At 64.3% G+C, this 26,660-nt stretch carries 22 protein-coding genes and 2 pseudogenes; 12 read left to right on the forward strand and 12 right to left on the reverse strand.

What is annotated here, in order from left to right; translation table 11 throughout:
• Window positions 1-29: 29 nt before the first annotated feature.
• Genes LG385_RS07330 through LG385_RS07340 form a run of 3 tightly spaced genes read right to left on the reverse strand, consistent with a single transcriptional unit; the run spans window position 30 to window position 4,014 of the window.
• Window positions 30-1,436, reverse strand: a complete 1,407-nt coding sequence (locus tag LG385_RS07330) for an efflux transporter outer membrane subunit (protein ID WP_225773646.1) — start codon at window positions 1,434-1,436, stop codon at window positions 30-32.
• Window positions 1,433-2,464 carry an HlyD family secretion protein gene (locus LG385_RS07335; protein ID WP_225773648.1) on the reverse strand — a complete coding sequence of 344 codons (1,032 nt, stop codon included), beginning with the start codon at window positions 2,462-2,464 and terminating at the stop codon, window positions 1,433-1,435. Before LG385_RS07335 ends, LG385_RS07330 begins: the two co-directional genes overlap by 4 nt.
• Window positions 2,461-4,014 carry an MFS transporter gene (locus tag LG385_RS07340; RefSeq protein ID WP_413247361.1) on the reverse strand — a complete coding sequence of 518 codons (1,554 nt, stop codon included), beginning with the start codon at window positions 4,012-4,014 and terminating at the stop codon, window positions 2,461-2,463. Before LG385_RS07340 ends, LG385_RS07335 begins: the two co-directional genes overlap by 4 nt.
• A gap of 93 nt (window positions 4,015-4,107) precedes the next feature.
• Between LG385_RS07340 and LG385_RS07345 the strand changes: the two genes are divergently transcribed.
• Window positions 4,108-4,851: an IclR family transcriptional regulator gene (locus LG385_RS07345; protein WP_225773653.1), complete on the forward strand. Its 744-nt coding sequence runs from the start codon at window positions 4,108-4,110 to the stop codon at window positions 4,849-4,851.
• Here LG385_RS07345 and LG385_RS07350 read toward each other — a convergent pair.
• Both LG385_RS07350 and LG385_RS07355 read right to left on the reverse strand, forming a co-directional pair.
• Window positions 4,835-5,347: a VOC family protein gene (locus LG385_RS07350; protein WP_225773655.1), complete on the reverse strand. Its 513-nt coding sequence runs from the start codon at window positions 5,345-5,347 to the stop codon at window positions 4,835-4,837. The genes LG385_RS07345 and LG385_RS07350 overlap by 17 nt on opposite strands.
• 67 nt (window positions 5,348-5,414) lie before the next feature.
• Window positions 5,415-6,419, reverse strand: coding sequence for a GntR family transcriptional regulator (locus tag LG385_RS07355; protein WP_225773657.1), 1,005 nt, complete (start codon window positions 6,417-6,419; stop codon window positions 5,415-5,417).
• 295 nt (window positions 6,420-6,714) lie between these two features.
• On the opposite strand from LG385_RS07355, the gene LG385_RS07360 reads away from it, so the two are divergent.
• The 10 genes and pseudogenes from LG385_RS07360 to LG385_RS07405 form a co-directional block, all read left to right on the forward strand.
• Window positions 6,715-8,055, forward strand: a complete 1,341-nt coding sequence (locus tag LG385_RS07360; protein ID WP_225773659.1) for an amidase — start codon at window positions 6,715-6,717, stop codon at window positions 8,053-8,055.
• Window positions 8,056-8,132: 77 nt separating this feature from the next.
• A complete protein-coding gene (locus tag LG385_RS07365; protein ID WP_181116771.1) occupies window positions 8,133-9,014 on the forward strand; it encodes a polysaccharide deacetylase family protein in 882 nt (293 codons plus the stop codon).
• A gap of 54 nt (window positions 9,015-9,068) precedes the next feature.
• Window positions 9,069-10,392: pseudogene (locus tag LG385_RS07370) on the forward strand (MFS transporter).
• 13 nt (window positions 10,393-10,405) lie between these two features.
• A complete protein-coding gene (locus LG385_RS07375) occupies window positions 10,406-11,173 on the forward strand; it encodes an SDR family NAD(P)-dependent oxidoreductase (protein ID WP_225773661.1) in 768 nt (255 codons plus the stop codon).
• A 9-nt stretch (window positions 11,174-11,182) separates the two neighbouring features.
• Window positions 11,183-11,929 (forward strand): SDR family NAD(P)-dependent oxidoreductase, encoded by a 747-nt coding sequence (locus LG385_RS07380; protein WP_225773663.1) that lies wholly within the window; start codon window positions 11,183-11,185, stop codon window positions 11,927-11,929.
• Between the two features lie 68 nt (window positions 11,930-11,997).
• Window positions 11,998-12,297 carry a hypothetical protein gene (locus tag LG385_RS07385; RefSeq protein ID WP_225773665.1) on the forward strand — a complete coding sequence of 100 codons (300 nt, stop codon included), beginning with the start codon at window positions 11,998-12,000 and terminating at the stop codon, window positions 12,295-12,297.
• Window positions 12,294-13,283: a CobW family GTP-binding protein gene (locus tag LG385_RS07390; protein WP_225773667.1), complete on the forward strand. Its 990-nt coding sequence runs from the start codon at window positions 12,294-12,296 to the stop codon at window positions 13,281-13,283. Before LG385_RS07385 ends, LG385_RS07390 begins: the two co-directional genes overlap by 4 nt.
• Window positions 13,280-14,467, forward strand: coding sequence for an ABC transporter substrate-binding protein (locus LG385_RS07395; protein WP_225773671.1), 1,188 nt, complete (start codon window positions 13,280-13,282; stop codon window positions 14,465-14,467). The genes LG385_RS07390 and LG385_RS07395 overlap by 4 nt, the downstream gene beginning before the upstream one ends.
• A gap of 151 nt (window positions 14,468-14,618) precedes the next feature.
• A complete protein-coding gene (locus LG385_RS07400) occupies window positions 14,619-15,617 on the forward strand; it encodes an MBL fold metallo-hydrolase (protein WP_413247307.1) in 999 nt (332 codons plus the stop codon).
• Window positions 15,618-15,630: 13 nt separating this feature from the next.
• Window positions 15,631-16,158: pseudogene (locus tag LG385_RS07405) on the forward strand (catalase); the annotation flags it as partial.
• 10 nt (window positions 16,159-16,168) lie between these two features.
• On the opposite strand, the gene fes reads toward LG385_RS07405, so the two are convergent.
• A complete protein-coding gene (gene fes, locus LG385_RS07410) occupies window positions 16,169-17,782 on the reverse strand; it encodes an enterochelin esterase (RefSeq protein WP_225773673.1) in 1,614 nt (537 codons plus the stop codon).
• Window positions 17,783-17,935: 153 nt separating this feature from the next.
• On the reverse strand, window positions 17,936-19,837 hold the full coding sequence (locus tag LG385_RS07415; protein ID WP_225773676.1) for a DUF3488 domain-containing protein: 1,902 nt from the start codon (window positions 19,835-19,837) through the stop codon (window positions 17,936-17,938).
• Between the two features lie 542 nt (window positions 19,838-20,379).
• Between LG385_RS07415 and LG385_RS07420 the strand changes: the two genes are divergently transcribed.
• Window positions 20,380-21,795, forward strand: coding sequence for a Dyp-type peroxidase (locus LG385_RS07420; RefSeq protein ID WP_225773678.1), 1,416 nt, complete (start codon window positions 20,380-20,382; stop codon window positions 21,793-21,795).
• 39 nt (window positions 21,796-21,834) lie between these two features.
• On the opposite strand, the gene LG385_RS07425 is transcribed toward LG385_RS07420, so the two are convergent.
• The 5 genes from LG385_RS07425 to LG385_RS07445 all read right to left on the reverse strand — a co-directional run bounded on the left by LG385_RS07425 (window position 21,835) and on the right by LG385_RS07445 (window position 26,660).
• Window positions 21,835-23,250, reverse strand: a complete 1,416-nt coding sequence (locus LG385_RS07425) for an alginate export family protein (protein ID WP_225773680.1) — start codon at window positions 23,248-23,250, stop codon at window positions 21,835-21,837.
• Between the two features lie 16 nt (window positions 23,251-23,266).
• Window positions 23,267-24,172 carry a glyoxalase gene (locus LG385_RS07430; protein ID WP_225773682.1) on the reverse strand — a complete coding sequence of 302 codons (906 nt, stop codon included), beginning with the start codon at window positions 24,170-24,172 and terminating at the stop codon, window positions 23,267-23,269.
• Window positions 24,173-24,314: 142 nt separating this feature from the next.
• Window positions 24,315-24,737, reverse strand: coding sequence for a DoxX family protein (locus LG385_RS07435; protein ID WP_225773684.1), 423 nt, complete (start codon window positions 24,735-24,737; stop codon window positions 24,315-24,317).
• A gap of 136 nt (window positions 24,738-24,873) precedes the next feature.
• On the reverse strand, window positions 24,874-25,647 hold the full coding sequence (locus tag LG385_RS07440) for an ABC transporter ATP-binding protein (RefSeq protein ID WP_225773686.1): 774 nt from the start codon (window positions 25,645-25,647) through the stop codon (window positions 24,874-24,876).
• Window positions 25,644-26,660, reverse strand: a complete 1,017-nt coding sequence (locus tag LG385_RS07445; protein ID WP_225773688.1) for a FecCD family ABC transporter permease — start codon at window positions 26,658-26,660, stop codon at window positions 25,644-25,646. Before LG385_RS07445 ends, LG385_RS07440 begins: the two co-directional genes overlap by 4 nt.

A 26,660-nucleotide genomic window follows, 5' to 3' on the forward strand; every position in this document is an offset into this window, starting at 1 on the left:
GGGTGCCCGGTGTGCGACGGACGGTATCCTCAGAAAGACCTGCTTCCCTCAGGCCAGCCCCCACCCAACGCCTTGTACAACCGCACCCGGTCCAGCACGCTCTGGGTGGCGCTGGACACCTGCGCGCTTTGAGTTTCCAGCAGCGCGCGCTGCACGTTGAGCACGTTAAGGAAGTCGATTGCACCTTCCTTGTAGCGTTGGCGGGCCACATCCAGCGCGCGGTCGTTCTGCCGCACGGCTTCCAGCAGCGCGTCGTGGTGCCGGCGTTCGGCGGCGTAGTCGTTCAGCGCATCGTCCACTTCATGCCAGGCGGCGAGCACCGTGCGGCGGTAGTCGATGGCCGCAGCCTGCTGTTCGTGTTCGCGCAAGGCCAGGGTGCCGGTAAGTCGACCGCCCTGGAAGATCGGCAGGTACAGGCTGGGGCCGTACGACCAGTCGCGGGCGCCCCAGTCGTTGAGGTCGTTGCCGCTGAAGCTTTGAGTGCCAAAGCTGGCACCGAGTGTGAGCCGCGGGTAGAAATCCGCCTGGGCGGCGCCGGTGGCCGCAACCGCCCGATGCAAGGCGGCCTCGCTGCGCTGGATATCAGGCCTGTGCCGTGCCAGCTCCGAGGGCAGGCCCAAGGGGATGGCGTCTTGCGGTTGCGGCAGCGGCCGGGGCTCTATCAGTTCAGCAAACAGCGCCCGCGGCGGCTGCCCGAGCAGGGCGCTCAGTGCGTTGATCATGCGAGCGCGCTGCGCCTCGAGCACCGGCACCCGGGCTGACACCGTGGCCACCTGGGCGGCAGCGTTGGCCACGTCCAGTTGAGTGGTCACGCCGTTTTCGAAACGGGTCTGGGTAAGTTGCTGGCTTTGCCGGGCGATTTCCAGGTTCTGCCGAGTGACTGCCAACTGCGCCTGCACCCCGCGCAGTTGCAGGTAGTCGCTGGCGGTTTCCGCCGCCAGGCTCAGCAACAGGCCGTCGCGTTCGGCGCGACTGATGTCCACCTGTGCGTCGGCGGCTTCCACTGCTCGGCGCACCCGCCCCCAGAGGTCCACTTCCCAGCTGGCGTCCGCCGCCAGTGTCCACAGCTCGAATGGCGCCTGGCCGTTCTGGCCGGACGGGTCGCTCAAGCCTTCACCAGTGTTTCGCTCACGGCTGTAGCCAGCCTGGCCACTGACGGTAGGCAGGCGATCGCCAGCGCTGATACCACGCAACAGGCGGCTTTGCTCCAGGCGGTTGGCGGCGATCTGCGTGTCAAGGTTACCGTTGGCGGCACGCTCAACCAGGCTGCTTAGCTGTTCGTCGCCCAGCTGCCGCCACCACTGTGGGTTGAGGTTGCCCTGGTTTTGCGCGGCGTCCCATTGCGCCGGCAGCGCGGCCTGCGGTGGTTCGAATTGCGGCCCCACGCTGCAGCCTGCCAGCATGGCCGCGCCTGCTATCACTGCCCAGCGGTTCATTCGCCGCCCCCGCTTACGTCTACGTCCACGACTACCGACATACCCACGCGCAAATGCTGCAAGGCTTCAGGGGCGTCGTCGAAGCGAATTTTCACCGGAATGCGCTGCACCACCTTCGTGAAGTTGCCGGTGGCGTTGTCTGGCGAGATGGCCGAGAAGCTCAAGCCGGTGGCAGGAGCCAGGCTTTCCAGATGCCCATGGAAGGGCACGTTGGGGTGGCTGTCCACGCGGATGTTCACTGGCTGATTGGCGCGCATGTGCTCCAGCTGGGTTTCACGGAAGTTGGCGATCACGTACAGGTCATCCACCGGTACCACGGCCATCAGCGGCGTGCCGAGGGCAACATACGCACCCACGCGGGCCGAGCGCTGGCCGATCAGCCCATCCTGCGGCGCCACGATGCGGGTCCAGGAGAGGTTGAGGTCGGCCTGACGCAAATCCGCCTGGGCTTTTTCCAGCGTGGCCTGGGCCACTTCATGCTGGGCTTTGAGCACGTCCAGGCTGCGCGCGGACGCCACCTGAGCGGCGGCATCGCGGTCGCGGGCCGCCTGGGCACCGAGCAGTTCAGCTTCGGAACGTTGGCGCTCTTGCTGGGTGCCGGCCCCGCTGTTGGACAGGTTCAGGTAGCGCTGGGCATTGGCTTGGGCGTACTTGAGCGAGGCCTCGGTGGCGCGCAGGGTGGCGCCGGCCTGAGTGATGATCGCGGCCTGGCGCTGAATGCCAGCTTCCAGGTTCTTCAACTCCGCTTCGGCGCCCGCCACATTGGCGCGCGCTGCCGCTTGCGCCGCCAGGTATTCGCTGTCGTCCAGGCGAGCGAGCAGCTGGCCAGCCTTGACCTTCTGGTTGTCGTCAACTGCCACCTCGACGATCTGCCCGGCCAGGCGGGGCGCTACCAGCACCGAATCGGCCCGGATGTAAGCGTCATCGGTCCGTTCGAGCGAGCCCGTGGCCATCAAGCGCCAGCCACCGTAAGCCACACAGGCAACGACCGCCAACACGGTCAGGGAAAGGGAAGTTCTATGTTTCATGTGGGTACCGGAGGTTGCGGTGGATAGGCGCGCACGGGCAGCGTCACGAGGATCAGCACCAACGCCAGGGCGATCGCGATCAGCGCCAGCCAGGCGTCTGCGTAGGTAAGGGTGAAGGCCTGCTGCCGAACCCGCTCGGCGATCTGCACCGCCTGTTCGGCTGGCAGGGTGGGCAGCCGGTTGGCGACCTGGTCGAGCAAGGTATTGGAGTGCAGGTGTTCGCGATGTGTGATGAAGTTTTCCAGCACCACCCCGGACACCACCGATGCCAGCCCGCGCAGGCTGTTGACCATGGCGGAGGCGAAGGGGCCTTCCAGCGGGTGAATCACCCCGGTAGCCAGCATCAGCAGGGGCACAACCACCATGGGCTGGCCGAAGGTATGCAGCACTTGCAGGGGGTAGAAGTCGTCACGGATCCACACGCTGGTGATCTGCGAGGCGAGCAGGGTAGCGGTGCTCAGCAGCACCAGGCCTGCGGCGATTACATAGCGGGCGTCCACCCAATTACGGTTGATCACGAACGCAATGAACGGAGCCACCAGCAACTGAGGCAGCGCGATCGTCAGTGCCAGTGGCATGGTTTGCAGGGGTCGATAGCCCTGCACGTTGGCCAGGTAGGCCGAAGGAATCGCACTGCCCGCTAGCCCCAGGAACATGAACAGCATGAGCGTGGCGATGCCGAAAGCGAAATTGCGCCGCCCTAACAGTTGCAGCTTGAACAGTGGCAGCGGGTGGAACCACTCGTTGAGAGCGAACAGCGGCAGGCACACCGCGGCCCCCAGCAGCAACGCAGTAATCAGCGGCGATTCGAACCAGTCCAGCCGCTCGCCCTGGGTCAGGCCCACCACCAACAGGCTCAGCCCGCCAGCCCCCAGCAGCGCGCCCCGCCAGTCGAACTGGCGCAGGCGCTCCAGGCGCAGCGGGTCTTGGGGCAAACCGTAGGCGATCAAGGCGCTGCCCAGCAGGCACGGTGGGATGATCTGCCACATCAGCAGGCGCCAATCGGCGTTCTCGGTCCACAGGGCCGCCAGCGGCAGCGCCAGGTTGGGGCCGAACGTAGCCGTCAGCGCATAGGCGGATAACCCGTAGAGCTTGATGTGCCACGGCAGGAAGCGCAGCGCAGCGGTCATCAGCAGCGGCGGCAGCGCGCCGCCAGCCAGCCCTTGCAGCACTCGCAGCAGCAGCAGGGTAGAAAAGTCGGGCGCAAGTGGCGCCAGCACGCCAAGGAGACCAAACGCGACCGTGGCGACCACGGCAAACCGGCGCAGCGAGAAGGTAACCGCAAACCAGGGCGCCAGCAGCATGGCCGAAACCTCGGCCGCGGCATACACAGAACTGAACCAGGTACCTTCGTCATGGCCCAGGCCGTAGGCGCCGAGCAGGTCAGCCAGGGCAATGTCCGTCACCCGATCATTGATGCCGGACGTGAGCGCGGCGATCAATACGCCGACCAGGCCCAGGGCCAGGCGGCCGGTGAACGGCGCGGGCGCAGGCAGCGGCTTTGGCGCGAGCGTAGCAGCGAGTGCTGTAGCGGGGGCCGTAGCAGGAATGGGTGAACTCACGAAGGGTCCTTCAGAAAATTAAGGGCATTACATAGGAAATTTCGGTACAGTGTACCGGCCAGCAATACAAGGAGCAATGCCGTGTCACTGTCAGATGCCGAACGTGGGGGTATCCAGGTCATTTCCCGCGCCGCTGCCATTCTTCGCTGCCTCGAGGCCGAACCTCAGGGCTTGAGCCTTGGCGCCATCGCCAAACGTATCGAATTGCCACGCTCGACCGTTCAGCGGCTGGTGGATGCGCTGGCGGTGGAGCAGCTGCTCGAAACCAGCGGTGGCACGGGTGTTCGGCTGGGCCCGGCATTGATGCGCCTGGCCGCGCGCAGCCACCTGGACCTCACCGCCCGCGCCCGGCCGCACCTTGAGGCCTTGTCGCAGCGCACCGGGGAAACGGCCGTGCTGGCCCACGCCAGCGGCCTGGAGCTGATGATCCTGCACTGCGTGGTGTCTAGCCAGGAGCTGCGGGTCGCTCCGGGCGTCAACAGTTTGCTGAGTATCTATGCCACGTCATGCGGCAAGGTGATCCTGGCGCAAATGCCCGAACGGGCCGTGCGCGAGCTGCTGGAAGGCAAGATACGCCAGCTCACGCCTAACACGCTTACGCTAGATCTGCTGATCGAGGAGTTGAACGAGGTTCGGGCCACTGGCTTTTCCTGCGACTACGAGGAACACATGCCCGGCGTGGGTGCCATGGCGGTCGGGCTGGCCACGGCTCAGGGCATGTACGGCCTGAGCCTGGTGGGGCCGGCGGCGCGCATACGCGCCAACGAGGCGGCGCACAAGCAAGCCCTGCTCGAGTGTCAGGCGCTGATTACGCGGGAGGAGTGAGGCCTGTAGCAGGTAAATCCCCCCTGACCGCCGCTTCGATAATCGCGATGTCGATCTTGCCCATCCCCATCATGGCCTGGAACGCTCGCTGGGCGGCGCCGGTATCCGGATGGGTGATCGCCTCGAGCAGCACTTTCGGGGTGATCTGCCAGGACACCCCCCACTTGTCCTTGCACCAGCCGCAGGCGCTTTCCCGCCCGCCGTTGCTCACGATGGCATCCCACAGCCGGTCGGTTTCGGCCTGATCTTCGGTGGCCACCTGGAAAGAAAACGCCTCAGTGGGTTGGAACGCCGGCCCCCCGTTCAGCCCCACGCAGGGCAGGCCCAGTACCATGAATTCGACCGTAAGCACATCGCCTCGCTTACCGGCAGGGAAATCGGCAGGCGCATGGTAGACCGCGCCAACGGAGCTGTTGGGGAAGGTATCGGCATAAAAGGTCGCGGCGTCGAGGGCTGTGCCGTCGTACCACAGGCAAAGGGTGGTTTTGCTGGCCATGGTCGTGTGCTCCGCTTGGGTGGAAGCACAAGTTTAGTGGGTGGTTGGCGGTGCGGTTCCCCAAGGCCTACGCCAACCGCTCCATATAGCCGGGTAATTCCGGCTCGGGCAGTACCGACAGCACTTTAAGCCGCTGCAGGGTGCGCTCTCGCGCCCTGAGCAGGTGCTCCCGCAGATTCAGCGCGGCCGAATCCACCGTTCCGTGTAACAAGGATTCGATCACCAGGCGATGCTCGATCAGCATGGCCTCATCGATGCTGGTACCCAGGGCCTCGTGCAGCACCCGGCCGATGCTCATGGGGATCTGGCACTGGCGGATGATGCCCGCCATGCGGGCATTCGGCAGGCCAGCCAAACACGTAACGTGGAGGTCCTGCTCGATCTGCTCGATGGCCGCGCGGCTAGCCTCGGCGCCAGCCTGCTGCGCGGCGGTGATACGGTCGAGCATGGCCTGCAGCTCAGCGCGGGGAAGGGCGCTGGCGCGCTGGCGCAGCGCATCGGGCTCGAGCAGGGCGCGCAGTTCGTAGTCTTCAGTTACCGCGTGGGCGGTGAGCGGGCCGGCCAACCATTGTGCGTAGGGTTCCTTCTCCACCAGGCCCTTGTCCCGCAGGCGCATCAACGCTTCGCGCACCACGCTGCGGCTCACATTAAGGGCCTGGGCCGCAAGCTGTTCGTCGATGCGGTAATGGCCGAACACCATAAAGCGCGTAACCGTCCCTGACAGCTCGTCGTACACCCGTTCTCCCAGTGAACGGGTGTCGATCAATTCCTCGTGGTTTTCAAGGCCCAACAACTGGCGAGTGAGCGCGAGGCGAAGGGGAGGGGCATCGGTGCCCAAGGCATCGATCAGGTAGCCGCGGCCTTCGAATCTGCGGATCAGCCCTTCTTCATGCAGCAGGTTTAGCGCTTGGCGTACAGGCACTCGGCTGGTACCAAACAGCTGCGCCAGCGGCGCTTCCACCAGCACCAGCCCTGGCACTGCCTGGCCCGTAAGGATCGCGCCGCGCAGCGTGTCGCGGATCATTTCGTAGCGTGAAGCAGAGCGGTCTTCCAGAGAAGCAGCGTTGGGCATGGGCACAGGTTCCAGGTCACAGCGTGCGGGGATTGTCTCACAGCATGGCCTGACTCACAGGCCAGGGTTGCGGTAACAGCTCGCCGTGTCGGTTTGTGGTGCGGGTGTTACAGGAATGCTCACTAATGGATCAATTAGGGATATGTACATTCATGAGAATCCCGCGGTATGTCACACCCTGGCCGCTCAACTCCAGTGCATACGGGCCTTTTTGCTGAAGGAGGCACTGCCCTGGCATGAACGCTGCTATATCAAAAACGTACAAAATATAAATGTATACGTTTTTGGAGATCGCATGTTCATTGATGCGCTTGCGCTGGCTGAAGGTTTCGCCCAAGGGGCTAGTACGCCCGACCTGGCGTTTGAGGCCACCTTGGCGCGCGCCCGACAGGCTCCTGCAGCTTTTATTTCGCTCACTGAAACACGGGGACGGCGTGAAGCTGCAGCCGCGAGCGCTCGTTGGGCGGCGGGGCAACCGTTATCGCCGCTCGATGGCGTACCGATTGCCTGGAAGGACTTGTTCGACCTGGCCGGCACTGTGACCACGGCCGGGGCCGCGGCGCGAAGTGGGCTGGCACCTGCCAACCAGGACGCCACACTGGTGACCCAGCTCACCCGTGCCGGCCTGGTTAACGTGGGCAAGACCAACCTCAGCGAGCTCGCGTACTCCGGGCTGGGCCTCAATCCACACTTCGGCACGCCGGTGAACCCCCTTTACCGCGAGCCTGCCCGGATACCCGGTGGTTCGTCTTCAGGTTCGGCCATCGCGGTCGCTGCTGGCGTGGTGCCGTTGGCCATGGGCACCGACACCGCTGGCTCGATCCGCATACCCGCCGCGCTCAATGGCCTGGTGGGCTACCGCAGCAGCCGTCGACGCTATGCGGCCACTGGAGTATTTCCCCTGGCGCGGTCCCTCGATGCGCTCGGGCCGTTGGCGCGCAGTGTGCGGGACGTGATCTGTGTGGACACGCTCCTGGGCGGCGGGGTGAAGGACCAGCCACTTTCGCTCGGGGGCTTGCGACTACGGTTCGATCCGAACGTACTGGGCGACAGCCGCATTCAACCGGCGGTACGCGATAACCTGCTCGCCGCCTTGCAGCGGCTGGCGAGCGCTGGCGCGGTGATTGAGGAGCGCCCGGTCCACACCGTGCACGCCTCGTTGCATTTGATCGAAACCAGAGGCTGGTTGGGCAGCGCCGAAGCCTTTGCCTTGCATCAATCATTGCTTGACAGCCCTGCGGCTGACCAACTCGACCCGCGAGTACGCAAGCGCCTCGAAAGGGCCCGACATTTTCCGGCCAGCGAGCAGATCGGGCTGTACCAGGCCGCCCGCGACCTGCGCCAGCAAATGGCCGATGAATTGGACGGCGCGTTGCTGATCACCCCCACCGTGGGCCACGTAGCGCCGCTACTTGCGCCCCTTGAAGCCGATGAAGAACTGTTCGTGCAAACGAACCTGGCCACCCTGCGCCTGACCATGCCGGGCAGCTTGCTGGATATGCCCGGGGTTGCCTTGCCCAGCGGGGTAAACGCCGAAGGCCTGGCTACCAGCTTGTTGTTGTCCGCGCCCAGCGGGCATGACGCCGTTCTGCTGCGCGCCGCGCTGGCTATTGAGCCCCTGGTGCGCAGCGCCTGACCCCTGATCGCCTGTAGGTGCGCGGGGCCCGGCCTTCGCACCCTGACCACCGTACCGGGCACGTTGAGGACTGAACGATGGCAAAAGAAATTCTGGTGTCCATTGGTGTGGACGTGGATGCGGTTGCTGGCTGGCTGGGCTCCTACGGCGGGGAGGATTCGCCCGACGATATTTCCCGCGGGCTGTTCGCCGGGGAAGTGGGCGCGCCCAGGCTGCTCAAGCTGTTCGACAAATACCAGCTGCGCACCACCTGGTTCATCCCTGGGCACTCGGTGGAAACCTTCCCTGAGCAAATGAAGGCGGTGGCTGCGGCGGGCCACGAGATCGGCATCCATGGCTATAGCCACGAAAACCCTATCGCCATGACCCCCGAGCAGGAAGAAGTGGTGCTCGATAAAGCCATCGAGCTGATCACCGCCCTGGCCGGCAAGCGGCCGACCGGTTACGTGGCCCCTTGGTGGGAATTCAGCAACGTCACCAACGAGCTGCTGCTCAAAAAAGGCATCAAGTACGACCACAGCCTGATGCACAACGACTTCACCCCCTATTACGTACGGGTGAAGGACAGCTGGACGAAGATCGATTACAGCGCCCACCCCGACACCTGGATGAAGCCGCTGGTGCGCGGCCAGGAAACCGACCTGGTGGAAATCCCCGCCAATTGGTACCTCGACGACCTGCCGCCAATGATGTTCATCAAGAAAGCACCCAACAGCCATGGCTTCGTCAACCCGCGCGACATCGAGGTGATGTGGCGCGACCAGTTCGACTGGGTGTACCGCGAAATGGACTATGCCGTGTTCCCCATCACCATCCACCCGGATGTCTCTGGCCGGCCACAGGTGCTGCTGATGCTGGAGCGGCTGATCGAGTACATCCGCGGCCATGAAGGCGTGCGATTCGTCACCATGGACGAAATCGCCGACGACTTTGTTTCCCGCCAGCCCCGGCAACGCTGATTCCTCTTCATCGAGACCCTCACCATGACCACGCAAACCGCTACGCCGTTGCACATGCCACCGTCGGACAGTTGGGCGCCGGTTCCGCTGGCGTCCAAGGATGTCGTCTACGCCACCTGGATTGCCTTCTTTGCCTGGGTATTCGCTGTGTATGACTTCATCCTGTTCGGCACGCTGCTGCCGGTGATGGGTGGGCATTTCAGCTGGAGCCAGGCGGAGCAGGCCGAGATTGCCACCTGGGTCGCCGTCGGTGGCGCCGTGGTGGCCTTTGCTATTGGCCCGCTGGTAGACCGTATCGGCCGCCGCGGCGGCATCATGTTCACCATTGGCGGGGCGGCGTTGTGTTCCGCGCTGACCGCAGTGTGCGCCGGGATGGGCAAGGGCGCGCTGATCGGTGTGCGTTCAGTGGCCGGCCTGGGCTATGCGGAAGAGGGCGTGAACGCCACCTACCTCACTGAGATCTACGCAGCCTCCGACGACCCTCGCCTGGTCAAGCGCAAGGGCTTTGTGTATAGCCTGGTGCAAAGCGGCTGGCCGGTAGGGGCGCTGATCGCCGCGGGGCTCACGGCGCTGCTGCTGCCGCACATCGGCTGGCAAGGGTGCTTTATCTTCGCCGCCGTGCCAGCGTTTGTGATTGCCGTGCTGGCGCGCAAGTTGAAGGAGAGCCCGCAGTTCCAGGTCCATCAGCGCATCCAGACGCTGCGCAAGGCGGGGCAGGAGGCCGAAGCCAGGGCCTTGGCCCGCGAGCATGAAGTGGACTACGACGACCACGCCAAGGCCGGCGTGGCCGCGGCCTTCCGTGGCGCCGCGCTGCGCCCGACGTTGGTGCTGAGCCTGGCGATCCTTCTCAACTGGTCAGCAATCCAGGTGTTCAGTGTGCTGGGTACGTCGGTGATTGTGAGCGTGCACGGCCTGTCGTTCGAAAATTCCCTGTGGATTCTGGTGCTGTCGAACCTGGTGGGCTTCATCGGCTACCTGTTCCATGGCTGGCTGGGTGACCGTATTGGCCGGCGCAACACTGTGGCCATCGGCTGGATGTTGGGCGGCGTCAGCTTTTTCGCGATGGTGCAGGCGCCAAGCCAGCTTGGCATCGTGGTCGCCCTTTACAGCCTGGGCCTGTTTTTCCTCACCGGCCCGTACTCGGCCATGCTGTTCTTCATGGGCGAGAGCTTCCCCACCAGCATCCGCAACCGGCGGCGCCATCGTTCATGCCATGGGGCCGGTTGGGGCGATCCTGGCCGGCCTGGGCATTACCGGCGTGCTGTCCGCAGGCGGCGAGTGGCACAGCGCGGCGCTGTGGTTCGGTGCCTTGCCTTGCTTCCTGTCCGGAGTGGTGATGTGGGCGGCGCGCCACGTCGACCCCACCCACATCAAGTGATCGGAGAACCCGTATGAGCAACTCTCAACCTGTGGCGCTGATCACCGGCGCCGCCAGCGGCATTGGCCAGGCCCTTGCTGTGGCCTATGCGCGTAACTGCGTGCGTGTGGTAGGCGGCTATTTTCCGGGAGCCCCCCACAACCCCGAGCACACCCGCCAGCAGGTAACCGCCGCAGGCGGTGAATGCCTGATGTTGCCCGCGGACGTCACCGACGGCGCCTCGCTGGATGCGCTGGCAGCTGCGGGCGTTGAACGCTTTGGCCGGCTCGATTACGCCGTGGCCAACGCCGGGCTGTTACGACGCGCCCCCCTGCTGGAAATGACCGACGAGGCTTGGAACGGCATGCTCGACGTGGACCTCACTGGGGTGATGCGCACATTTCGCAGCGCCGCGCGGCACATGCAGGACGGCGGTGCGCTGGTAGCGATCTCCTCGATTGCCGGCGGCGTTTATGGCTGGCAGGACCACGCCCATTATGCCGCCGCCAAGGCCGGCGTTCCGGGGCTGTGCCGCTCGCTTGCCGTGGAGCTGGCGGGGAGGAGGATCCGCTGCAACGCGGTGATCCCCGGGCTGATCGAAACCCCGCAGTCGCTGGACGCGCAGAACTCGCTGGGCCCCGAGGGCCTGGCGAAGGCGGCGCGGGGCATTCCGCTGGGGCGCGTAGGCAAGGCCAGTGAAGTCGCCGAGCTGGTGCGGTTCCTGACAAGCGACCTGTCCAGCTACATCACTGGGCAAAGCATTATCGTCGACGGCGGGCTGACTGTCCGTTGGCCGGAATAGGAGTGAGCCATGAACTTGAATAACCGACGCGCGGTGGTCACGGGTGCCGCCAGTGGCATCGGTGCGGCCATCGCCCAGGCTTATGCAGAGGCAGGGGCGCGGCTGGTGTTGTGTGACCGCGACGGTGATCGCCTGGCGCTAGTCGCCGAGCAATGCCGTCACATGGGCGCGCAAGTGGTGGAGTGCATGGCGGACGTGGGCGTCCGCGAAGGCGCGCAGGCAGGTGTGGATACCTGTGTGACCGCCTTCGGTGGCATCGATATCCTGGTGAATAACGCCGGCATGCTCACCCAGGCGCCGTGCGTGGACCTTACCCAGCAGATGTGGGACGACATGCTTCGCGTAGACCTTACCAGCGTGTTCATCGCCAGCCAGCGCGCACTGCCGCACATGCTCGCGCAACGTTGGGGCCGCATCATCAACGTGGCCTCTCAGTTGGGCATCAAGGGCGGGGCAGAGCTGTGCCACTACGCTGCGGCCAAGGCCGGGGTGATCGGCTTTACCAAGTCCCTGGCGTTGGAAGTAAGCCAGCACAATGTACTGGTCAATGCGATCGCCCCTGGCCCGATCGACACCGCATTGGTGGAGGGCATCAGCCAGGCCTGGAAAACCGCCAAGGCGAAGGAGTTGCCGTTAGGGCGCTTCGGCCGGGCCGAAGAAGTTGCCCCGGTGGCCGTGCTGCTAGCCTCCGAGCCCGGCGGCAATCTGTTCGTGGGCCAGACCCTGGGGCCCAACTCCGGGGATGTGATGCCATGAGCCGGTAGGGCCGGGCGAAACCCGGGAACAGGCCTGCATAGGCTGGTGTTTTATAAAGGAGGACAACCATGTGTGGTTTATGTGGGTTGATCGGCGAGGACGGGCACTGGAGCGACCCCTTGGGGGGCAGCCTGCCCCGGCGGCGTGAGCGGCTGCGCCGTATCGCCGCGATCAATCGCGTGATCGCGCCTTTCCGGGTCACTGTGAGCGATGTGCAGGGCGCTTCCTATCTGCTGCAAGGGGCCACGGGGCGTCAGGCCCTTGCCACCGGGCTCGAAGACCTGTGGCAACAGGCGCAGGCATTGATCGGTAAACCGCTGGACCCGCTCGATCCACGCATTCTTGAAGCCCTGGAGGCTCGCTCATGAGCCTGCCAGTGAACGTGATCACCGGCTTCCTCGGCAGCGGCAAGACCACGCTACTCAATCGGCTACTGGCCGGCGACACCCTTGGCGACAGCGCGCTGCTGATCAATGAGTTCGGCGATGTCGGCATCGACCACCTGCTGGTGGAAGAAGTGGCGCCGGGCACGGTGCTCCTGGCCGGCGGCTGCGTGTGCTGTACCGTGAACGGGGACCTGCGTCAGGCCCTGCTCGACCTTCACGCCCGGCGCGAGCGCGGCGAAATCCCAGCGTTTCGCCGGGTGCTGCTGGAAACGACCGGTTTGGCCGACCCCGCGCCGATTGTCGCCACCTTATTGCGCGATCCTCAATTGCGTGGCCGTTATCACCTGGGCCTGCTGGTGACCGTGGTGGATGCCGAGCAGGCGCAACTGCAAGAACGCTTGCACCCCGAATGGCTCACGCAGGTCACGGCAGCCGACCGCCTGCTGCTGAGCAAGAGTGATCGGGTACAGCCGGCTACCCTGGCGAGCGTGCAGTCTCGGCTGGCCGCGCTCAACCCCTCCGCCAGCCAGGCATTGACCCAGCAGATCGTGGCGGGCGATCAGTTGTTGCTCGGCGAAGGCGTGCGAGGCAGCGACCCGGCCGCCGAAGTGCAGGGCTGGCAGCTGTTCGGCGCGGTAGACGACAGCCGCCACGGCACCGCTCAAATTTGCTGCCTCGAATTCGACCGGCCGCTGGACTGGGTGGCTTTTGGGGTGTGGCTGTCGATGCTGTTAAGATGCCATGGCGAACGTATTCTTCGGGTCAAGGGCCTGCTCGACGTGATTGATTCCCCACAACCTATCGTTATCCACGGCGTACAGCACTGCCTGCATGCCCCCGTGCACCTGCAGGCCTGGCCGGGTGGTACGCCGCGGTCACGGCTGGTGTTCATCGTGCGGGACCTGGACACCCACCAACTGCGCCGCTCCTTCCGCGCCTTTCTGGGTGAGGTTGGCCAAGCGGCATGAGCCAACCGATCACGCTGCGCGTACTAGGTACATCGGTCACGCTGCTCGAAACCATTCGTGTGCGCGCCGAGCAAGAGCTGGGCATCCGCCTGGAATATCACATCCATGAAATCCAGGCGGCCCAGCGCATTGCGGTGATGGCGCCGCACAGTTACGACCTTTATGACCAGTGGTTTCATAACGTCGATTTCGTATGGCCAGCCCGGGCCATCCAGCCTATCGATACCCGCCGCGTGGCCCTGTGGGACGAGATCAACGACCTGCCCAAGCTGGGCCGTCTGCATTCCAATGACCGCCTGGCCCGGGGCAGCCTGCCGTGCGACCGGCTGTTCGTGCAGCACGACGGTAGCCTGGGTAGCCAGCGCAGCGATTTCATCAGCATGCTGCCGCTCACCCATAACGCCGACAGCTTTGCCTACCGTCCGGAGCACCTTCCGTCTTCGCTGGCTGGCCAAACCGAAAGCTGGGCGTGGCTATTGGCCAAAGGCTGGTGTGGTCACGCTGCATTGCAAAGCGACGCCGCGATTGGCGCACTGGACGCAGCACTGGCTGTGCAGGCCAGCGGGCTGGCGCACTTCGACAACATCGGCAACCTGCGCCTGGATGAGATCGACACCCTGGCCCGGTGCTTGATCCAGCGCCAGCGCCAAGGACACTTTGCGGCGTTCTGGTCGGACGACCGCGAAGCCGGCGAGCTGATGCTTGGCCCCGATGTGCATATCCAGAGCCTGTGGTCGCCTACCTTGATGCGCCTGCACCGCGCGGGCCTGAAGTATCGCCTGGCCGTTCCCCAGGAAGGCTATCGCGCCTGGTTCGGCGGGCTCTCGTTATCGCGCTGTCTCGAAGGGCGGGTGAAAGATGCGGCCTATGCCTACCTCAACTGGTGGCTCTCCGGTTGGCCCGGCGCGATGATGGCGCGTCAGGGCTTCTACATTTCCAATCCACCGCGTGCCCGCGATCATTTATCCCCCGCCGAATGGGATTACTGGTACGACGGCAAGCCGGCGGCCGAAGCGCTGCCGGGCAGTGACGGCGAGCCGCTGATCGAGCCGGGCGAGGTTCGCGAAGGCGGCGCTTATGCACAACGCATGGGCCACATCGGGGTATGGAACGCGGTGATGGACGAGCACAACTACCTTGTGCGCAAGTGGGCGGATTTTCTTCGCGCCAGCCGGGTCAATTGATGCGCCACGGCGAGAGCGCTGGGGCTTATAAACAAAACCGCTGCCACACGAAGAAAATTACACTGTCTTGCGTCGCTCGCGAGCGTTAGCGTGCTGGCGCCGAAGCGAACCGGCCCGTGAGTCAGCCCACTACAAAGGATGTAATCACCCCATGAAACACCTCTCGCTGCTTGCCGTGTTTACCGCGGCCCTTGCTGTGGGTGCTGCCGCCCATGCCGAGCCCGCGCCGCAAACGCCGCAAGCTGACACGTTGGCCAAGGACGCCGACATGGTGGTTACCCTGCTAGGCACCGGCACCCCCACGTTGGACCCCAAGCGCTTCGGCTACTCCACCCTCGTGCAAGCCAATGGCCTGAACCTGGTGTTCGACGCCGGTCGTGGCAATGCCATTCGGCTGGCTCAGTTGGGCATCCCCCTGGGCAAGGTCAGCGCTACCTTCCTCACCCATTTCCATTCCGACCACATCAACGGCCTGCCAGACCTCTGGGCCACGGGGTTCCTGCCCAGCCCGCAAAACCGCCGTACCGCGCCCTTTGAGCTGTATGGCCCGCCCGGCCTGCAAACCCTGGTCGAAGGGATGGAAATGATGATGTCGGCCGACCTGCGCATTCGCCGTGACGACAACGAGGTGAAGCCCGAAGCCCAGCGCATCAATGCCCACACCTTCAACCGCCCCGGGGTGGTGTTCGAGCGCAAGGGGGTGAAGGTCACGGCCTTCGAGGTCAATCATGGCGATCGGATCAAGCCCAGCTACGGCTACAAGGTGCAGTACAACGGCCATACCGTGGCGCTGTCTGGGGACACCCGTTACGACGAACGGGTGATCGAAAATGCCCGGGGCGCCGATGTGCTGGTACATGAGGTAGGCGGGGTGTCCACGCACCATGTGGACGAGGACTGGGCCAAGGCCAACGTCGGCCACCACACCACTGCCGAACAGGCGGGCGAAGTATTCGCCAAGGCTGAGCCGAAGCTGGCGGTGTTCTCCCATATCTCCCGGCCTGGCCCGCAGGATGAAACCAACAGCGACGACGCCTTGGTTACCCGGGCGAAAAAGGCCTGGCCCAATGGCAAGGTCCTTCTGGGCAGCGACCTTATGCGCATTTATATAGGCAAGGACGTGAACGTGGTGGAGTGGGCAGGTAACTGACGCAAGGCGATAGGCATTCACCGCGGCCACGCCCAAGGCCTTCCTCGAAACCTGAAGCTGCTGGCGAAAACCACCGACAAGGCGCCCGCGTTCAAAAAGGCGATGTCTGCCGCCTTGCGTGGGATCGAAAGCACTGTTGAAGCCATGGGCGGCGAAAGCGGCACGCTGCGAAGCCTCGGCGGCCATCCCTTGACCCATATCCTCGCGGAAAGCTATTACACCGTGGTACCGCTGCTGTATGGCGCTTATTACGCGAAGCTTGGCGTGGCGCTGGTATCTCCATCACTCACAGCACTGACTGGCCAGGCGCTGGACCTGGACGACAAGCCCGACGGCCTGCGCGAGGCCGTGCAGGCGTTCTTCGCCGAGCAGGACGGTGTGTGGGAGGTGCGGGTGCAGCTCGCCACTGATGTGGAGCGGCGCACCGCCCACTGGGGGAATCATGCGGGTGCGCAAGCCTGCCTACGAACATTCCGCCGGGTTCCGGGCGCAGCACCGTGGCTGCCCGATCCATGAGCCACGGGCGGCCGATGTGCCTTGAGCCCGGCGCGTCAATCCGGGAGCGCCTGACCGGAGTTGCCCAGCAACGCTTCCAGCCCGGTTGCCAGTTCACCGCCCCATTGGGCGTAGTCATGGCCGCCGGCGTACTCGCCATAGTTCACGGCGTAGCCCTTGGCGACCAGCACGTCGCGCATGTGGCGGTTGCTGCCCAGGAGGTCCATGTGCCCGCCGTGGCCGCGCTCGAACAGGCCCGCGCGCATGAAGAAGCGCACCGGCTCGTGTTGAGCGTCGCGGGCGAAACGGGTGAGCCAGCCAGGTTCCTCTCCGTGCGGGCTCCACCAGTAGGAGCCCGAGAGGCTGAGCACGTTGCCAAATTGATGCGGGTAGCGCAGCGCCGCATAGGTAGACGCGATCCCGCCATAGCTGGAGCCCGCCAGTACGGTGCGGTGGCCTTCGGCTGAAATCCCTTGGCGTTTGGCCCAGGGCAACAATTCTTCCGATAGAAAGCGCGCGAACAGCGGGTTGGGCGGCAGCTCATGCCCGCGGGATTCGGCACTGGGGTTGCCCACCAGCAGCGCCGCAGTGGGCGGAATGCGTTTGGCCGCGATCAGGTTGTCCAGCAGGGCAGGGGTAGGCACCTGGCGCAGGTAAGCCTGGGCGTCGAAGAGCACCAGCAAGCCTCGCTCGGCGGAGTCGGCTTGCCAACCCGCCGGCCGGTAGAGGTAGACATCGCGGCGGTTGCCCAGCGCCTTGCTGTCCACGGCTACCCGTTCAAGCGTACCTTTCGCAGCCTGTGAATCGGCCTGCAGCCAGGGCTGTGCGGGCGCGCCCTGGAGCACCAGCAGCGACCGCTGCCGGTATTTGTCGTCGCCAGGCTCGCTGGCGAAGGTGCGTGGGTTGAGGGGGTCACGTTGCAAGGTGGCCAGCACCGCGCGACGGCGATCCGGGAAGCGTTCGTCCAGTTGCGGCACATCCGGCGCCAGTTGATAGCTCATGCGCGTGCCAGCCGGTACCACATAACTGCGGTACCACACATCGGTGCCAGGCAGCTGCGCCAAGGCATCGTGGTCGCCGGACGGCGCGCCGAACAGGGTTACGCCATGCCTGGCCCCCCTCCACAGGAACGTGACGCGCATGGCGTCACTTCCCGCCCCAACAGGTTCTACCAGTGGCGTGCCCTGGCGCTCGCGCTCCGCCCAGAAGGCCTGCGTTGTACCACCCTTGGGTATGGAATCCTTCAGCGCCTGCAGCGTCGGGCTTTCAATGGACTCGGCAGAGGGATGCTGCTCGGTCAGGGGCACTATTCGCGAGATCTGGAGTTCATAGTGCGTCGGCTGCCACGCTCCAGCCCGCTCGGGGAGCAGGGTGACCGGGCCGTCCCGGTCGGCCACGAACATGAAGTCGCGCAGCATGTCGGTGCCGTCTACCAGCAGGCGTTGCGGTTGCCCCTGCTCATCCAGCAGGCGGAGGCTGGCGTCGCCCTTCAGGTGCCCAATCACCAGGTCGCCTTTATGCAGTGCGAGCTGCCAGTGTTGGCCGGTACTGGCTTGCACGTCGCCGCTTACCGAAGTGCCAGGGGTGAGTGGCGTATTGGCCGATGCCACAGAAAGCGTGCAGGCCAGTGGCAGCGCGGCCAGGCGCGGAAGTGATCGAAGGAAGCGCATTTGCAGGAATCCATGCTTGCGGGGCACTAAGGCCGTTGAACGCCAGTGCCGCAATGGCGCGAGGGCACCGGGCACTGGCAAGACTGCGCAGGAGTAAACAGGAATCATTCCCGATGAGCAAGGGCTCGGCGGCACAGGGGCATAGGCCAGGCATCAGATCGTAGGGCGTGTGGGGCCGGCGTGAGGCATGGGCGCAGGCTTGCCCTGTGCTTGCCCGGTGGCCTGGGCGGAATGCCTCGCCCACTTGCGCAGTACACTCAACGCGGCCGTATTACGGATATACCATTGCCAGATGAAGGTCAGATCGAACAACACTATGCCCAGCCACCACAGGTACATGAACGCGGCAGCCGACAGCAGCAGAGGCCACAAGGGTGCGCCTGTGCCAGGTGCGGAAGTGCGGGTGATGACGCCCATCACCATGGCGATGCCCAGAACCGCAGCGCCCCCGCCCACCATGACTTGCCGGCCGCGCCGAGGGAGGCGATCCGCGTTCCAGGAAGCGGCCACGAGCACGGCGCCTACCATCACCAGCAACGTAGCAGCATCCGGTGCCCAGCCCCAGCTCGACGGCACCATCCGGGTGAACACCCCGGTAAGGTATTCTGCGGCTGCGGAGGGTAAAAGATACAAGCACAGGCTGGCGCCGAGGGCAAAGACGGCGGCCGCCAGCAGCATCCAGCGGGTATCGCTGCGCTTCACCAGGCGGGGAAGACGGCCGGCCACGGTTACGCTGGCTAACAGAAAGGTCAGGGCGATAACAGCGCTGGAGGTCTTGGCAAGCCCCCAGTGCGCGCCCAGGAAACCCAACACTGCCGTGCACATCAGGTAAACGGCGGCAAGGTGAAGCAGAAACGCTACGCCATAAGGCAGGGGCGTGCTCACAGGTTTGCACCACCAATGGCTCGCTGGCGCTTCGGCTGGGACAGTAGATAAGCCCGCTTTGTAAGCGAAGTGGCGGAACACGTCGCGGTCGGTCCAGTAACTAATGTGGGCCTTCCCTGGAACCAGGTAGCGGCTGAAGCCAATGTCGTGGCTTTCATCGAATGAAAACGCTTCGCAGCCGTGCGCCTTCAAGTAATCGCGGGCAGAATCCAGCTCGAAGCCGATAGGGTCGCCCACGTCGTAATAGTTCAGCCATTCGATAGGCCGCTCGATGGGTCGCCAGCGTTGGGCCGGCGCAACTGGCGGGACCCCGCCGGGGCAGGGTTGTCCGGCGCTGGGTTCCTGCTGCCGGGGCCATATCGCTGGCCACAGCAGCAAGTGCTTGTCGATAGGCGAGCCGATCGTCATGAAGCTTCGAACGTGGGTTACCCATTCATGGCGAGGGTCTGACGCGTCCTCACTGGGCTGATCCAACGCTTGCAGTAGCGCGAGGAAGCTGATCACCGAGCCCTCGCTATGGGATACCAGGTGCAGCTCCACCTCAGTGCCCGGGTATTTTGCCTGGTGCAACTTCAGTACGTCGGTCATTGCCTCGTGCAGTCGTACGAGGATGGCGTCCCGGTGTGGCTTGAAGTCCGCCACCAGTTGCACGTCCCCTACGTAGTCGGCAAGCACCTGCGCCAGGTCGAATTTGAATATGCCTAACTTTCCCAGTACCCAGGTGAGGTTTTCCATCACCCCGATACCCTCGATGGCCTCGGCGATCACCGAGCCCGCCAGGCCCGTATTACTCGTATGGGCACCTCCCGAGCCACGAACGGCCAAGCGGTTCGCGCGGGCGACAATCGTTTGTGCCCACCCTTTGCTTTCCTCAAGCGTATCGCCTTGGGTGACCACGCCCCGGGGAATGTCCGCCCAATAGATTTCGGCGAAACCTACCTTGGCCAATGGGTGGGGAGGTTCGGTTTTGTCCACGGGGATCGGTACCAACAGCTCCTCGACGTAAGCCAGGTTGCTGCTGGTGTTGAAGAAGCCGAGCGGCAGTAACGGAAGCGGCACCTCCTGCCAGCAGGCGAAGCTATGGGCAACGCGTCGTACCGTGTCGCAGCGCTGCTGCTGACCGATACCATGGATGGCGACGATGATTTTTTTTACACATGATTCAGGCATGGGGGCAAATTCCTTGAGCAGGAAGAATGCCGTTATCGCATCAGGTGAATACGCACTACGCCTGGTTGGCGCAACGGGGCCGTGGGAGAAAGGCGAGGCCAGTCCATGTGCCAGCAGGGCAGCGGGGTGGGAAAGATTGGAGCCTGAACGGGTTTTGTCGTTATCCACGGCAATCAGCGTAGGCGTAATCGGCCGCAGACAATGCCCGCTTATCGCCCGTTCCGTTGCAAGGGGTGCCGCGCCGCATCCATCCGACCAAAGGCCTGGCACGCCGCGCTTTGCGGGCCTATACCCCCAACATTGGAGCGTCATGACTCGAACAACAAAAGACATTGTCGCTCCACTGCCGTCACCGTTTCCGTGAAGCCAGCCTTTGCGTATTCCTGGCGTGGCGCGTTGCAAACAGCGCGTTGCCCGGCCGACATCCACCGAAACCCTTGCCTTGCGGCCACTATCGAGTCCTCAGCTGACCGATGCCATCGCTGCGTAGCTCATGCGCGCGCACTGTGGCTTGATGTGCTTGAAAGACAAGGAGCGCTTTGATGACTTTTCACCTGGACAGAACACTCGACGATAGCGACATCGATCACCCCGATACCCGCCATTTTCTCTCGGCGCTGCAAGCCAATATCCTCAAGGGCCATGGCCGCCACCATATCGCTTTGCTCTTTCTCGAGATCACGGAAGTGAGCCAGGCCCGCACGTTTCTTCACCACTACAACGTCACCGACTCCGCAACGCAGTTTCGGGAAACCAAGCGCTTCAAGGAAACGGGTGAGCCGGGCGGCCTGGTGCAGTTGGTATTCATCAGCCATGCCGGGTTGGTGAAGCTGGGCAAGGCCGCACCGTTCAAGGACGCCGACGACAAGCCCCTGGACGAGTTCTTCGAAGGCGGCATGGCCGCGGATACCGAAGTGCTGGACCGACAGGCCACCGATTCCTGGCAATCGGCCTTTTCCAAGCCCGTGGATGTCTTGCTGCTGCTGGCCCATGACGACGAAGACGACCTCGCTCGCGCAACCTCGCACAGCGTAGCCGCCCTCGAGAAGAAGGGCAGCGGCTTCAGCGTGCTGCTGGCCCAGGAAGGGCGGGCGTACTTTAACAAGGCCAAGGAGGGCATCGAACACTTCGGTTATGTGGACGGCCGTTCTCAACCACTCATGACCAAATGCGATCTCGCGCGCGAAAAAGGACGCAAGGAAGATTTCGTGTACGACCCTGAATCGCCGCTAGAACAATTCATGTTCGAAGACCCCCTTGCGCCTGAGGAAGGTTTGGCGAGCCTGTTTGTGTTTCGCAAGCTTGAGCAGGACGTGGCCGGATTCAAACAGGCGGAGGAATCGCTTCAGAAGCGTATCTTTCCTGTCCCGAGCAACAAGGAAATCGCCGGTGCCCGGGTTGTAGGGCGGTTCGAAAATGGCGTGCCGGTCACCATGAGCCCAGCGCCCAGAGCCGCCCCGGTCAACAACGATTTCGATTACAGCAAGGATGAGGAGGGCGAGCGCTGCCCGTTCCAGGGGCATATCCGCAAGACCAACCCTAGAGGCTCCAGCCCCGGCAAGCAGCCTTTCGACAAAAGCGTGCAAATGGCCCGGCGCGGCATTCCCTACGGGGTGCGGATGCAAGACCCGGACACCGCAGAGTTCGTGGACAAGCCCAATGACGGCGTGGGGCTGCTGTTCATGAGCTATCAAGCCTCGATCGCCAGGCAGTTTCACTTCATGCAAGTGCAGTGGGCCAACGATCGCAAGTTTCCAAAGCTCGGTGAAGCAGATGCTCCCGTTGGCATTGACCCGATCATTGGCCAGATGCAGGCGGTAAACGCCGTAGTGGCCCAAACCGACCATGTATGGCCGGGCATTCCTATCCCACCACCCTCTGATTTCAGCGGCTTCGTTCATCTCAAAGGCGGCGAGTACTTCTATACGCCTTCGCCGCAGGGGCTGAAGAACCTCTGACGCCCAGCCGCGCCCGGCTGTAAGGCCGGGCGCGGGATGTCAGTACATGAACTTCATTTCCACGCCCAGGTAGTTGCTGTCATGCCCACCGGCATCACGCAGCGCCTGGCCGGCCTCGTAATGCACGGCTTCCACCGCACCGGACAGGTGCTTGTTGAAGGCGTAATCGGTGCGCAGCTGGTTGTAGTAACCGGTCCAGCGCCCACCGTGCCCCGCGGTGTTGGCCACCGGCAGGTTGGGCTGCGTATACACCGCATCCTCGGTGGTTTGCCGCCACAGCAGCCCGACTGCCGCTTGCACGGAAAGGCCCGGCAGCGGCTTCACAGTAAGTGAAGGCTTAACGTGGTACAGGTTGCTGTAGCCGGTGTAGCCGGCCAGCGAGAAGTAGTAGCCATTGGGGAACAGTGGGTTGAAGGTGCCCAGGGCGCCATCGCCAGCGTGGCGGTCGCCGGAGGCGGCATCTATTTGCAAGCCCAGGCGGGGCGCCCAGGGCAGTGACGCCCAGGTGTAGCCCGTGCGGCTGCCCGCAGCCCAGGCGTGGATGTCCTTGGCGCCCACCGAGCCCTGTTGCAGCATCGCTTCCAGGTCCCAGTCATAGCCCGCCGCGCTGCCGCCCAGGCGCGCATCGAAGATCGAGCGGTGCTCGCTGCCCTCGGCGTCCAGGTAGCTGGCGTCGCGCTCCTCGTACAGCCCGTAATAGGCGGAGAGTTCGTTCTTGCCGCCGAGCAGGCGCTCCACCCGCAGCATGTGGAAAGCCCCGTCCGAATTGGACTTGTCGTCGAAGTGGCGTTCGTCCTGATACTGCACCGGGTGGCTGGCCAGGGCGATGAAGCGCCACAGCGGGGTTTCCCAATCGGCCCACACCGCATCGAAGGATTGCCGCACGTTCGGGCCGTCGCGGCTGGAAACGAACCGCTGCAGGTCGAAGGCAAAGTCCTGCCGCCCCGCCCGTGCCTTGAAGGTGTAGTCGCCTGAGTGGTTCACGTATTCAGCGAAGGCCAGGCGCAGGTCCAGGTGATTCTGGTCGGCGCCACCCACCACCGCCTTGTTGAACGCCCGGGCGTCTTCCAGTTGGGTAAACACGCGCCAGTGTTCGTTCAGGTGCAGGTCTGCGTGTACCTGCAAGCGTTGAATCAGCCAAGTGTCGCGTTGGGCGTTTCGGGTGCCAAAATCCTTGGCGTCGTTCATTTCGAAGCGCTCCCGCAAGGTAGCCCCCAGCGACAGGTAGCGCTGGGGGTCGTCTGCGGATAACGGGATGTACTTGAGGCTGTCCAGCGGCTCGCGGGCCACGTCGGGGTTTTGCAGAACAGACCAATCCTCCTGCCAGCGGTTGGCCTTCAAGGCGGGCCTGTCGGGCGTGGCACTGGCTTCTGCCGCATGGGCGCCAGCACAGCCCAGCGGGCACAGCAGCGCCAGTGCCCATGAACAGGTGACACGCCGCAAGGGCTGGCTCATGCGCTGTACCACGGGCTCAGGATTTCCCAGGGTTGGTGAGCTGGTGGATTTCTGCCACGTAGCCGCCGGGGAACTGCACCATGGCTCCGGTACGGTCCGCTTGCTTGGTGGCTGGCACCAGCACGGTCGCGCCGGAACCCTGTGCCTTGGCCAAGGTGGCCGAAAGGTCCGCCACTTCGTAACCCGTGGTGTCGTGACCATACGGATACGGCAGGTGGCCGTCGGTGATGAACACGGTCATCTTGCCGAAATCTGAGGCCAGGCTCACGCGGCGGAACGTTTTGCCTGGCTGGCCCACCTGTTCACCCGCGGCGCGGCGATCATCGGCCACTACCTTGCCGTGCGCGAAGCCTACGAACGACTTGATGAACGCGTCACCGCGCTCGGGCGAAACGTACACACGGTTTTCCGGGACGCTCTGGAAGGCGGCGTAATCGGGTACCTTGGTGTGCCAGTACAGCTGCATATTCACGCCGCCTGGCCATTGCACCACGGCATCGCGGCCGATGGGGTCCGGGAAGTCGTGGACGATCACGTCGGCGCCGTTGGCCTTGGCAGCGGCCAACGCGGCGTCCATGTCCTTCACCAGATAACCGTTGCGTTCCTGGCCGAAGGGGTAGGGCACCGGGGTGGTGAAGCCGAACAGCGACACCGTGCCTACCGGGGTTTGCAGAAGTTGGGAGGTGGTGCTGCTAGGTACCGGCAGCACGTTCACCACCACTTGTGGCGTGCTTTTGCCGCCGAAGGTGGCAATAAAACTTTGCACGAAACGGTCCACGTCGGCGGGCGCCACATACACATGGCTGGTGTCGTATTGCGGCGCCACGGCGACTGCAGGGGTAGGCGCCGCCTGGGCGGCCAAGGGGCCGGCGGCAGTCAGTGCCAGGGCCAGCAGCAAGGGTTTGCAACGAAATGCTTTCATGGGAACCGCCTGAACAGGATTTCGGAAAGGGGAGCGCTCTGCCCCGGGGCTTGGGCTTTGGAAGCAAGGCTAGAGCGCGGGTGAGGCCAGGGCTTGTACCTCTGTGCTTTTTTGGCTTGGCGCAACGCTGGCTTTGCCAGGCCTACACCGCCTGGAGGGAGCTGTTAGCCCGGCGGCGCGCCAGCCAACCGTCGACGCTCAGGGCGCCGCCGCCGAAGGCCGCGACCTGCAACAGGCCACCGGCAATAGAGATGTTCTTGAAGAAGTTGATGAACTGGCCCTGGTCGCCGAGCGAATTGTGGAACAGCACCGCCGTAACCACCGCGAAGGCCGCCATCAGCAAAGCCACCAGCCGGGTTTGCGCGCCGATCACCAACAGGCTGGCCAACCCCAGCTCTACCCCAATGGCGCCTGCATAGCCCAGCATCGGGAAGGGCATGCCGCTGGACTGGATGTACGCAAGCGTTGCCGCCGGTGCGCCAACCTTGGCGGCACCGCTGAGCAGGAACAGCGTGGCCAGTAGAACGCGGCCAACCGTAGCGGTGGTGTCTTTGGTGACGGTCATGTGTGTCGCTCCGTAAGTTCAAGGTTTGCCGTGTGTGCCGGCGATGTAGAGAAGCTTACGGAGCGGAAGGTATGGGGACAATCTGGCACAAATGAACTTCACTGTCTCCCAATTAGATACAGTTGATTTTACCGAATCATTCCAGCGGTGCTAACACCAGGACAGGGCGCTGCCCTGGGTCTTCCAGCAATCGCCCATGCACCCCGAACGTGTGAGCAAGGCGCTCTGGGGTAAGTACCTGCGCAGGTGCCCCGATCGCCACCAGCCGCCCGCCATCCAGTACCGCCACCCGGTCGCAGGCCAGCGCCTGGTTGAGATCGTGCAAGGCGATTACCGTAGTGACCGGCAGGCTGTGGATCAACCGCAACAGCGACAGCTGCTGGCGAATGTCCAGGTGATTGGTGGGCTCGTCCATTAGCAGTAACCGCGGCTGCTGGGCCAGCGCCCGGGCCAGATGTGCCCGCTGCCGTTCCCCGCCGGAAAGGCTGTGCCAAGGCCGCTGGGCCAGGTGCGCCAGGTTTACCGCTTCCAGCGCCTGTGCCACGGCCCGGTCGTGCTCGGCGCCCCACGGGGCCAGCGCCGACAACCATGGCGTGCGCCCCAGCGCCACCGCATCCCACACCCTGATGCGTTCGCGGGTGTCTGCGTGCTGTTGCACCAGCGCGAGCAGCCGCGCCACATCCCGGCGGTTCATGTCAGCCATTGACCGGCCCGTCAGTTGAACGTGGCCGGTGCTGGGCGTGGCGATCCCGGCCATCAGCTTGAGCAGGGTGGATTTTCCCGAGCCGTTGGGCCCCACGATGCCCAGCCGTTCGCCGCGGTAGACCTCAAGCGATACACCTGCCAGCAATGGCACGCCGTTGCGGTGGAAACTTGCGCGGTGGCAGGCGAGAAGCGGAGCGCTGTTCATCGGTGCCGCTCTCCGTACAACAGCAGCCCGGCGAAGACCGGCGCCCCGATCAGCGCGGTAATCACCCCGATCGGCAATACCTGCCCCTTGATGAGGGTGCGCGACACCACGTCCGCCGCCATCAGAAATACCGCGCCCGCCACGGCGGACAGCGGGACCACCCGGGCATGGCCCGGCCCCACCAACAGGCGCAGCGCGTGAGGAATCACCAGGCCAACGAAGCCGATGGAGCCCACCAGGGACACCATGACGGCCGTAACCAGCGCCGCACAGGTCATCAACAGCACCTGCACCCGGCCCACTGCAATGCCCAGCGAGGCGGCCGAATCTGCCCCGAAGGTGAACGCGTCCAATGCCCGGCGCTGCCACCAGCATAAGGCCAGGCCCAATACGGCGACCGGCACGACAAGGCCCACCGAGGGCCAGCGCACGCCGCTGAGGTTGCCCAGCAGCCAGAACAGGATGCCGCGGGCTTGCTCGGCATTGGCCGAGCGGGCGATCACGAACGCGGTGAGTGCGTTGAACAGCTGCGAGCTGGCAATTCCCGCCAGGATGATCAACCCCGCGCTGCCACTGAGCCGTGAGGAGCGGGCGAGTAAAACCACCAGCCCGAATGCCAACAGCGCGCCAAGGAACGACCCCACCGACAGCGAAACGATGCCGCCGCCCACGCCGACCACGGACACCATCACCGCCCCGGTGGAAGCGCCCGCGGAAATACCCAGCAGGTAGGGTTCAGCCAAGGCATTGCGCAACAATGCCTGGAGAATCACCCCGCAGATCGCCAGGCCCGCGCCGCAGGCACCGGCCACCAGGGCGCGGGGCAAGCGGTAATTCCATACGATGCCTTCGTCGATCGGGTCCACTGCCCAGGCAGCGCCCGTGAGCTTGTTGGCTAGCACCTTCAGCACCACGCCCAGGTCGAGGGAGGTTTCGCCGATGCCGGTTGCCAGCAGCAACGCGCCACACAGCAGCGGTAGGCTCCACGACAAGGGCCTGGCGAAGGCCAGCAT

This window comes from Pseudomonas sp. Marseille-Q5115 (assembly GCF_916618905.1).
Classification (GTDB): domain Bacteria; phylum Pseudomonadota; class Gammaproteobacteria; order Pseudomonadales; family Pseudomonadaceae; genus Aquipseudomonas; species Aquipseudomonas japonica_A.

Coding starts and splice junctions, on each gene's coding strand:
- LG385_RS07440 (WP_225773686.1), bottom strand. CDS start 25,647: ATGAACAGCGCTCCGCTTCTCGCCTGCCACCGCGCAAGTTTCCACCGC.
- LG385_RS07380 (WP_225773663.1), top strand. CDS start 11,183: ATGAACTTGAATAACCGACGCGCGGTGGTCACGGGTGCCGCCAGTGGC.
- LG385_RS07400 (WP_413247307.1), top strand. CDS start 14,619: ATGAAACACCTCTCGCTGCTTGCCGTGTTTACCGCGGCCCTTGCTGTG.
- LG385_RS07390 (WP_225773667.1), top strand. CDS start 12,294: ATGAGCCTGCCAGTGAACGTGATCACCGGCTTCCTCGGCAGCGGCAAG.
- LG385_RS07445 (WP_225773688.1), bottom strand. CDS start 26,660: ATGCTGGCCTTCGCCAGGCCCTTGTCGTGGAGCCTACCGCTGCTGTGT.
- LG385_RS07425 (WP_225773680.1), bottom strand. CDS start 23,250: ATGAGCCAGCCCTTGCGGCGTGTCACCTGTTCATGGGCACTGGCGCTG.
- LG385_RS07385 (WP_225773665.1), top strand. CDS start 11,998: ATGTGTGGTTTATGTGGGTTGATCGGCGAGGACGGGCACTGGAGCGAC.
- fes (WP_225773673.1), bottom strand. CDS start 17,782: ATGCGCTTCCTTCGATCACTTCCGCGCCTGGCCGCGCTGCCACTGGCC.
- LG385_RS07360 (WP_225773659.1), top strand. CDS start 6,715: ATGTTCATTGATGCGCTTGCGCTGGCTGAAGGTTTCGCCCAAGGGGCT.
- LG385_RS07335 (WP_225773648.1), bottom strand. CDS start 2,464: ATGAAACATAGAACTTCCCTTTCCCTGACCGTGTTGGCGGTCGTTGCC.
- LG385_RS07375 (WP_225773661.1), top strand. CDS start 10,406: ATGAGCAACTCTCAACCTGTGGCGCTGATCACCGGCGCCGCCAGCGGC.
- LG385_RS07350 (WP_225773655.1), bottom strand. CDS start 5,347: ATGGCCAGCAAAACCACCCTTTGCCTGTGGTACGACGGCACAGCCCTC.
- LG385_RS07330 (WP_225773646.1), bottom strand. CDS start 1,436: ATGAACCGCTGGGCAGTGATAGCAGGCGCGGCCATGCTGGCAGGCTGC.
- LG385_RS07430 (WP_225773682.1), bottom strand. CDS start 24,172: ATGAAAGCATTTCGTTGCAAACCCTTGCTGCTGGCCCTGGCACTGACT.
- LG385_RS07435 (WP_225773684.1), bottom strand. CDS start 24,737: ATGACCGTCACCAAAGACACCACCGCTACGGTTGGCCGCGTTCTACTG.
- LG385_RS07355 (WP_225773657.1), bottom strand. CDS start 6,419: ATGCCCAACGCTGCTTCTCTGGAAGACCGCTCTGCTTCACGCTACGAA.
- LG385_RS07365 (WP_181116771.1), top strand. CDS start 8,133: ATGGCAAAAGAAATTCTGGTGTCCATTGGTGTGGACGTGGATGCGGTT.
- LG385_RS07395 (WP_225773671.1), top strand. CDS start 13,280: ATGAGCCAACCGATCACGCTGCGCGTACTAGGTACATCGGTCACGCTG.
- LG385_RS07420 (WP_225773678.1), top strand. CDS start 20,380: ATGACTTTTCACCTGGACAGAACACTCGACGATAGCGACATCGATCAC.
- LG385_RS07415 (WP_225773676.1), bottom strand. CDS start 19,837: ATGCCTGAATCATGTGTAAAAAAAATCATCGTCGCCATCCATGGTATC.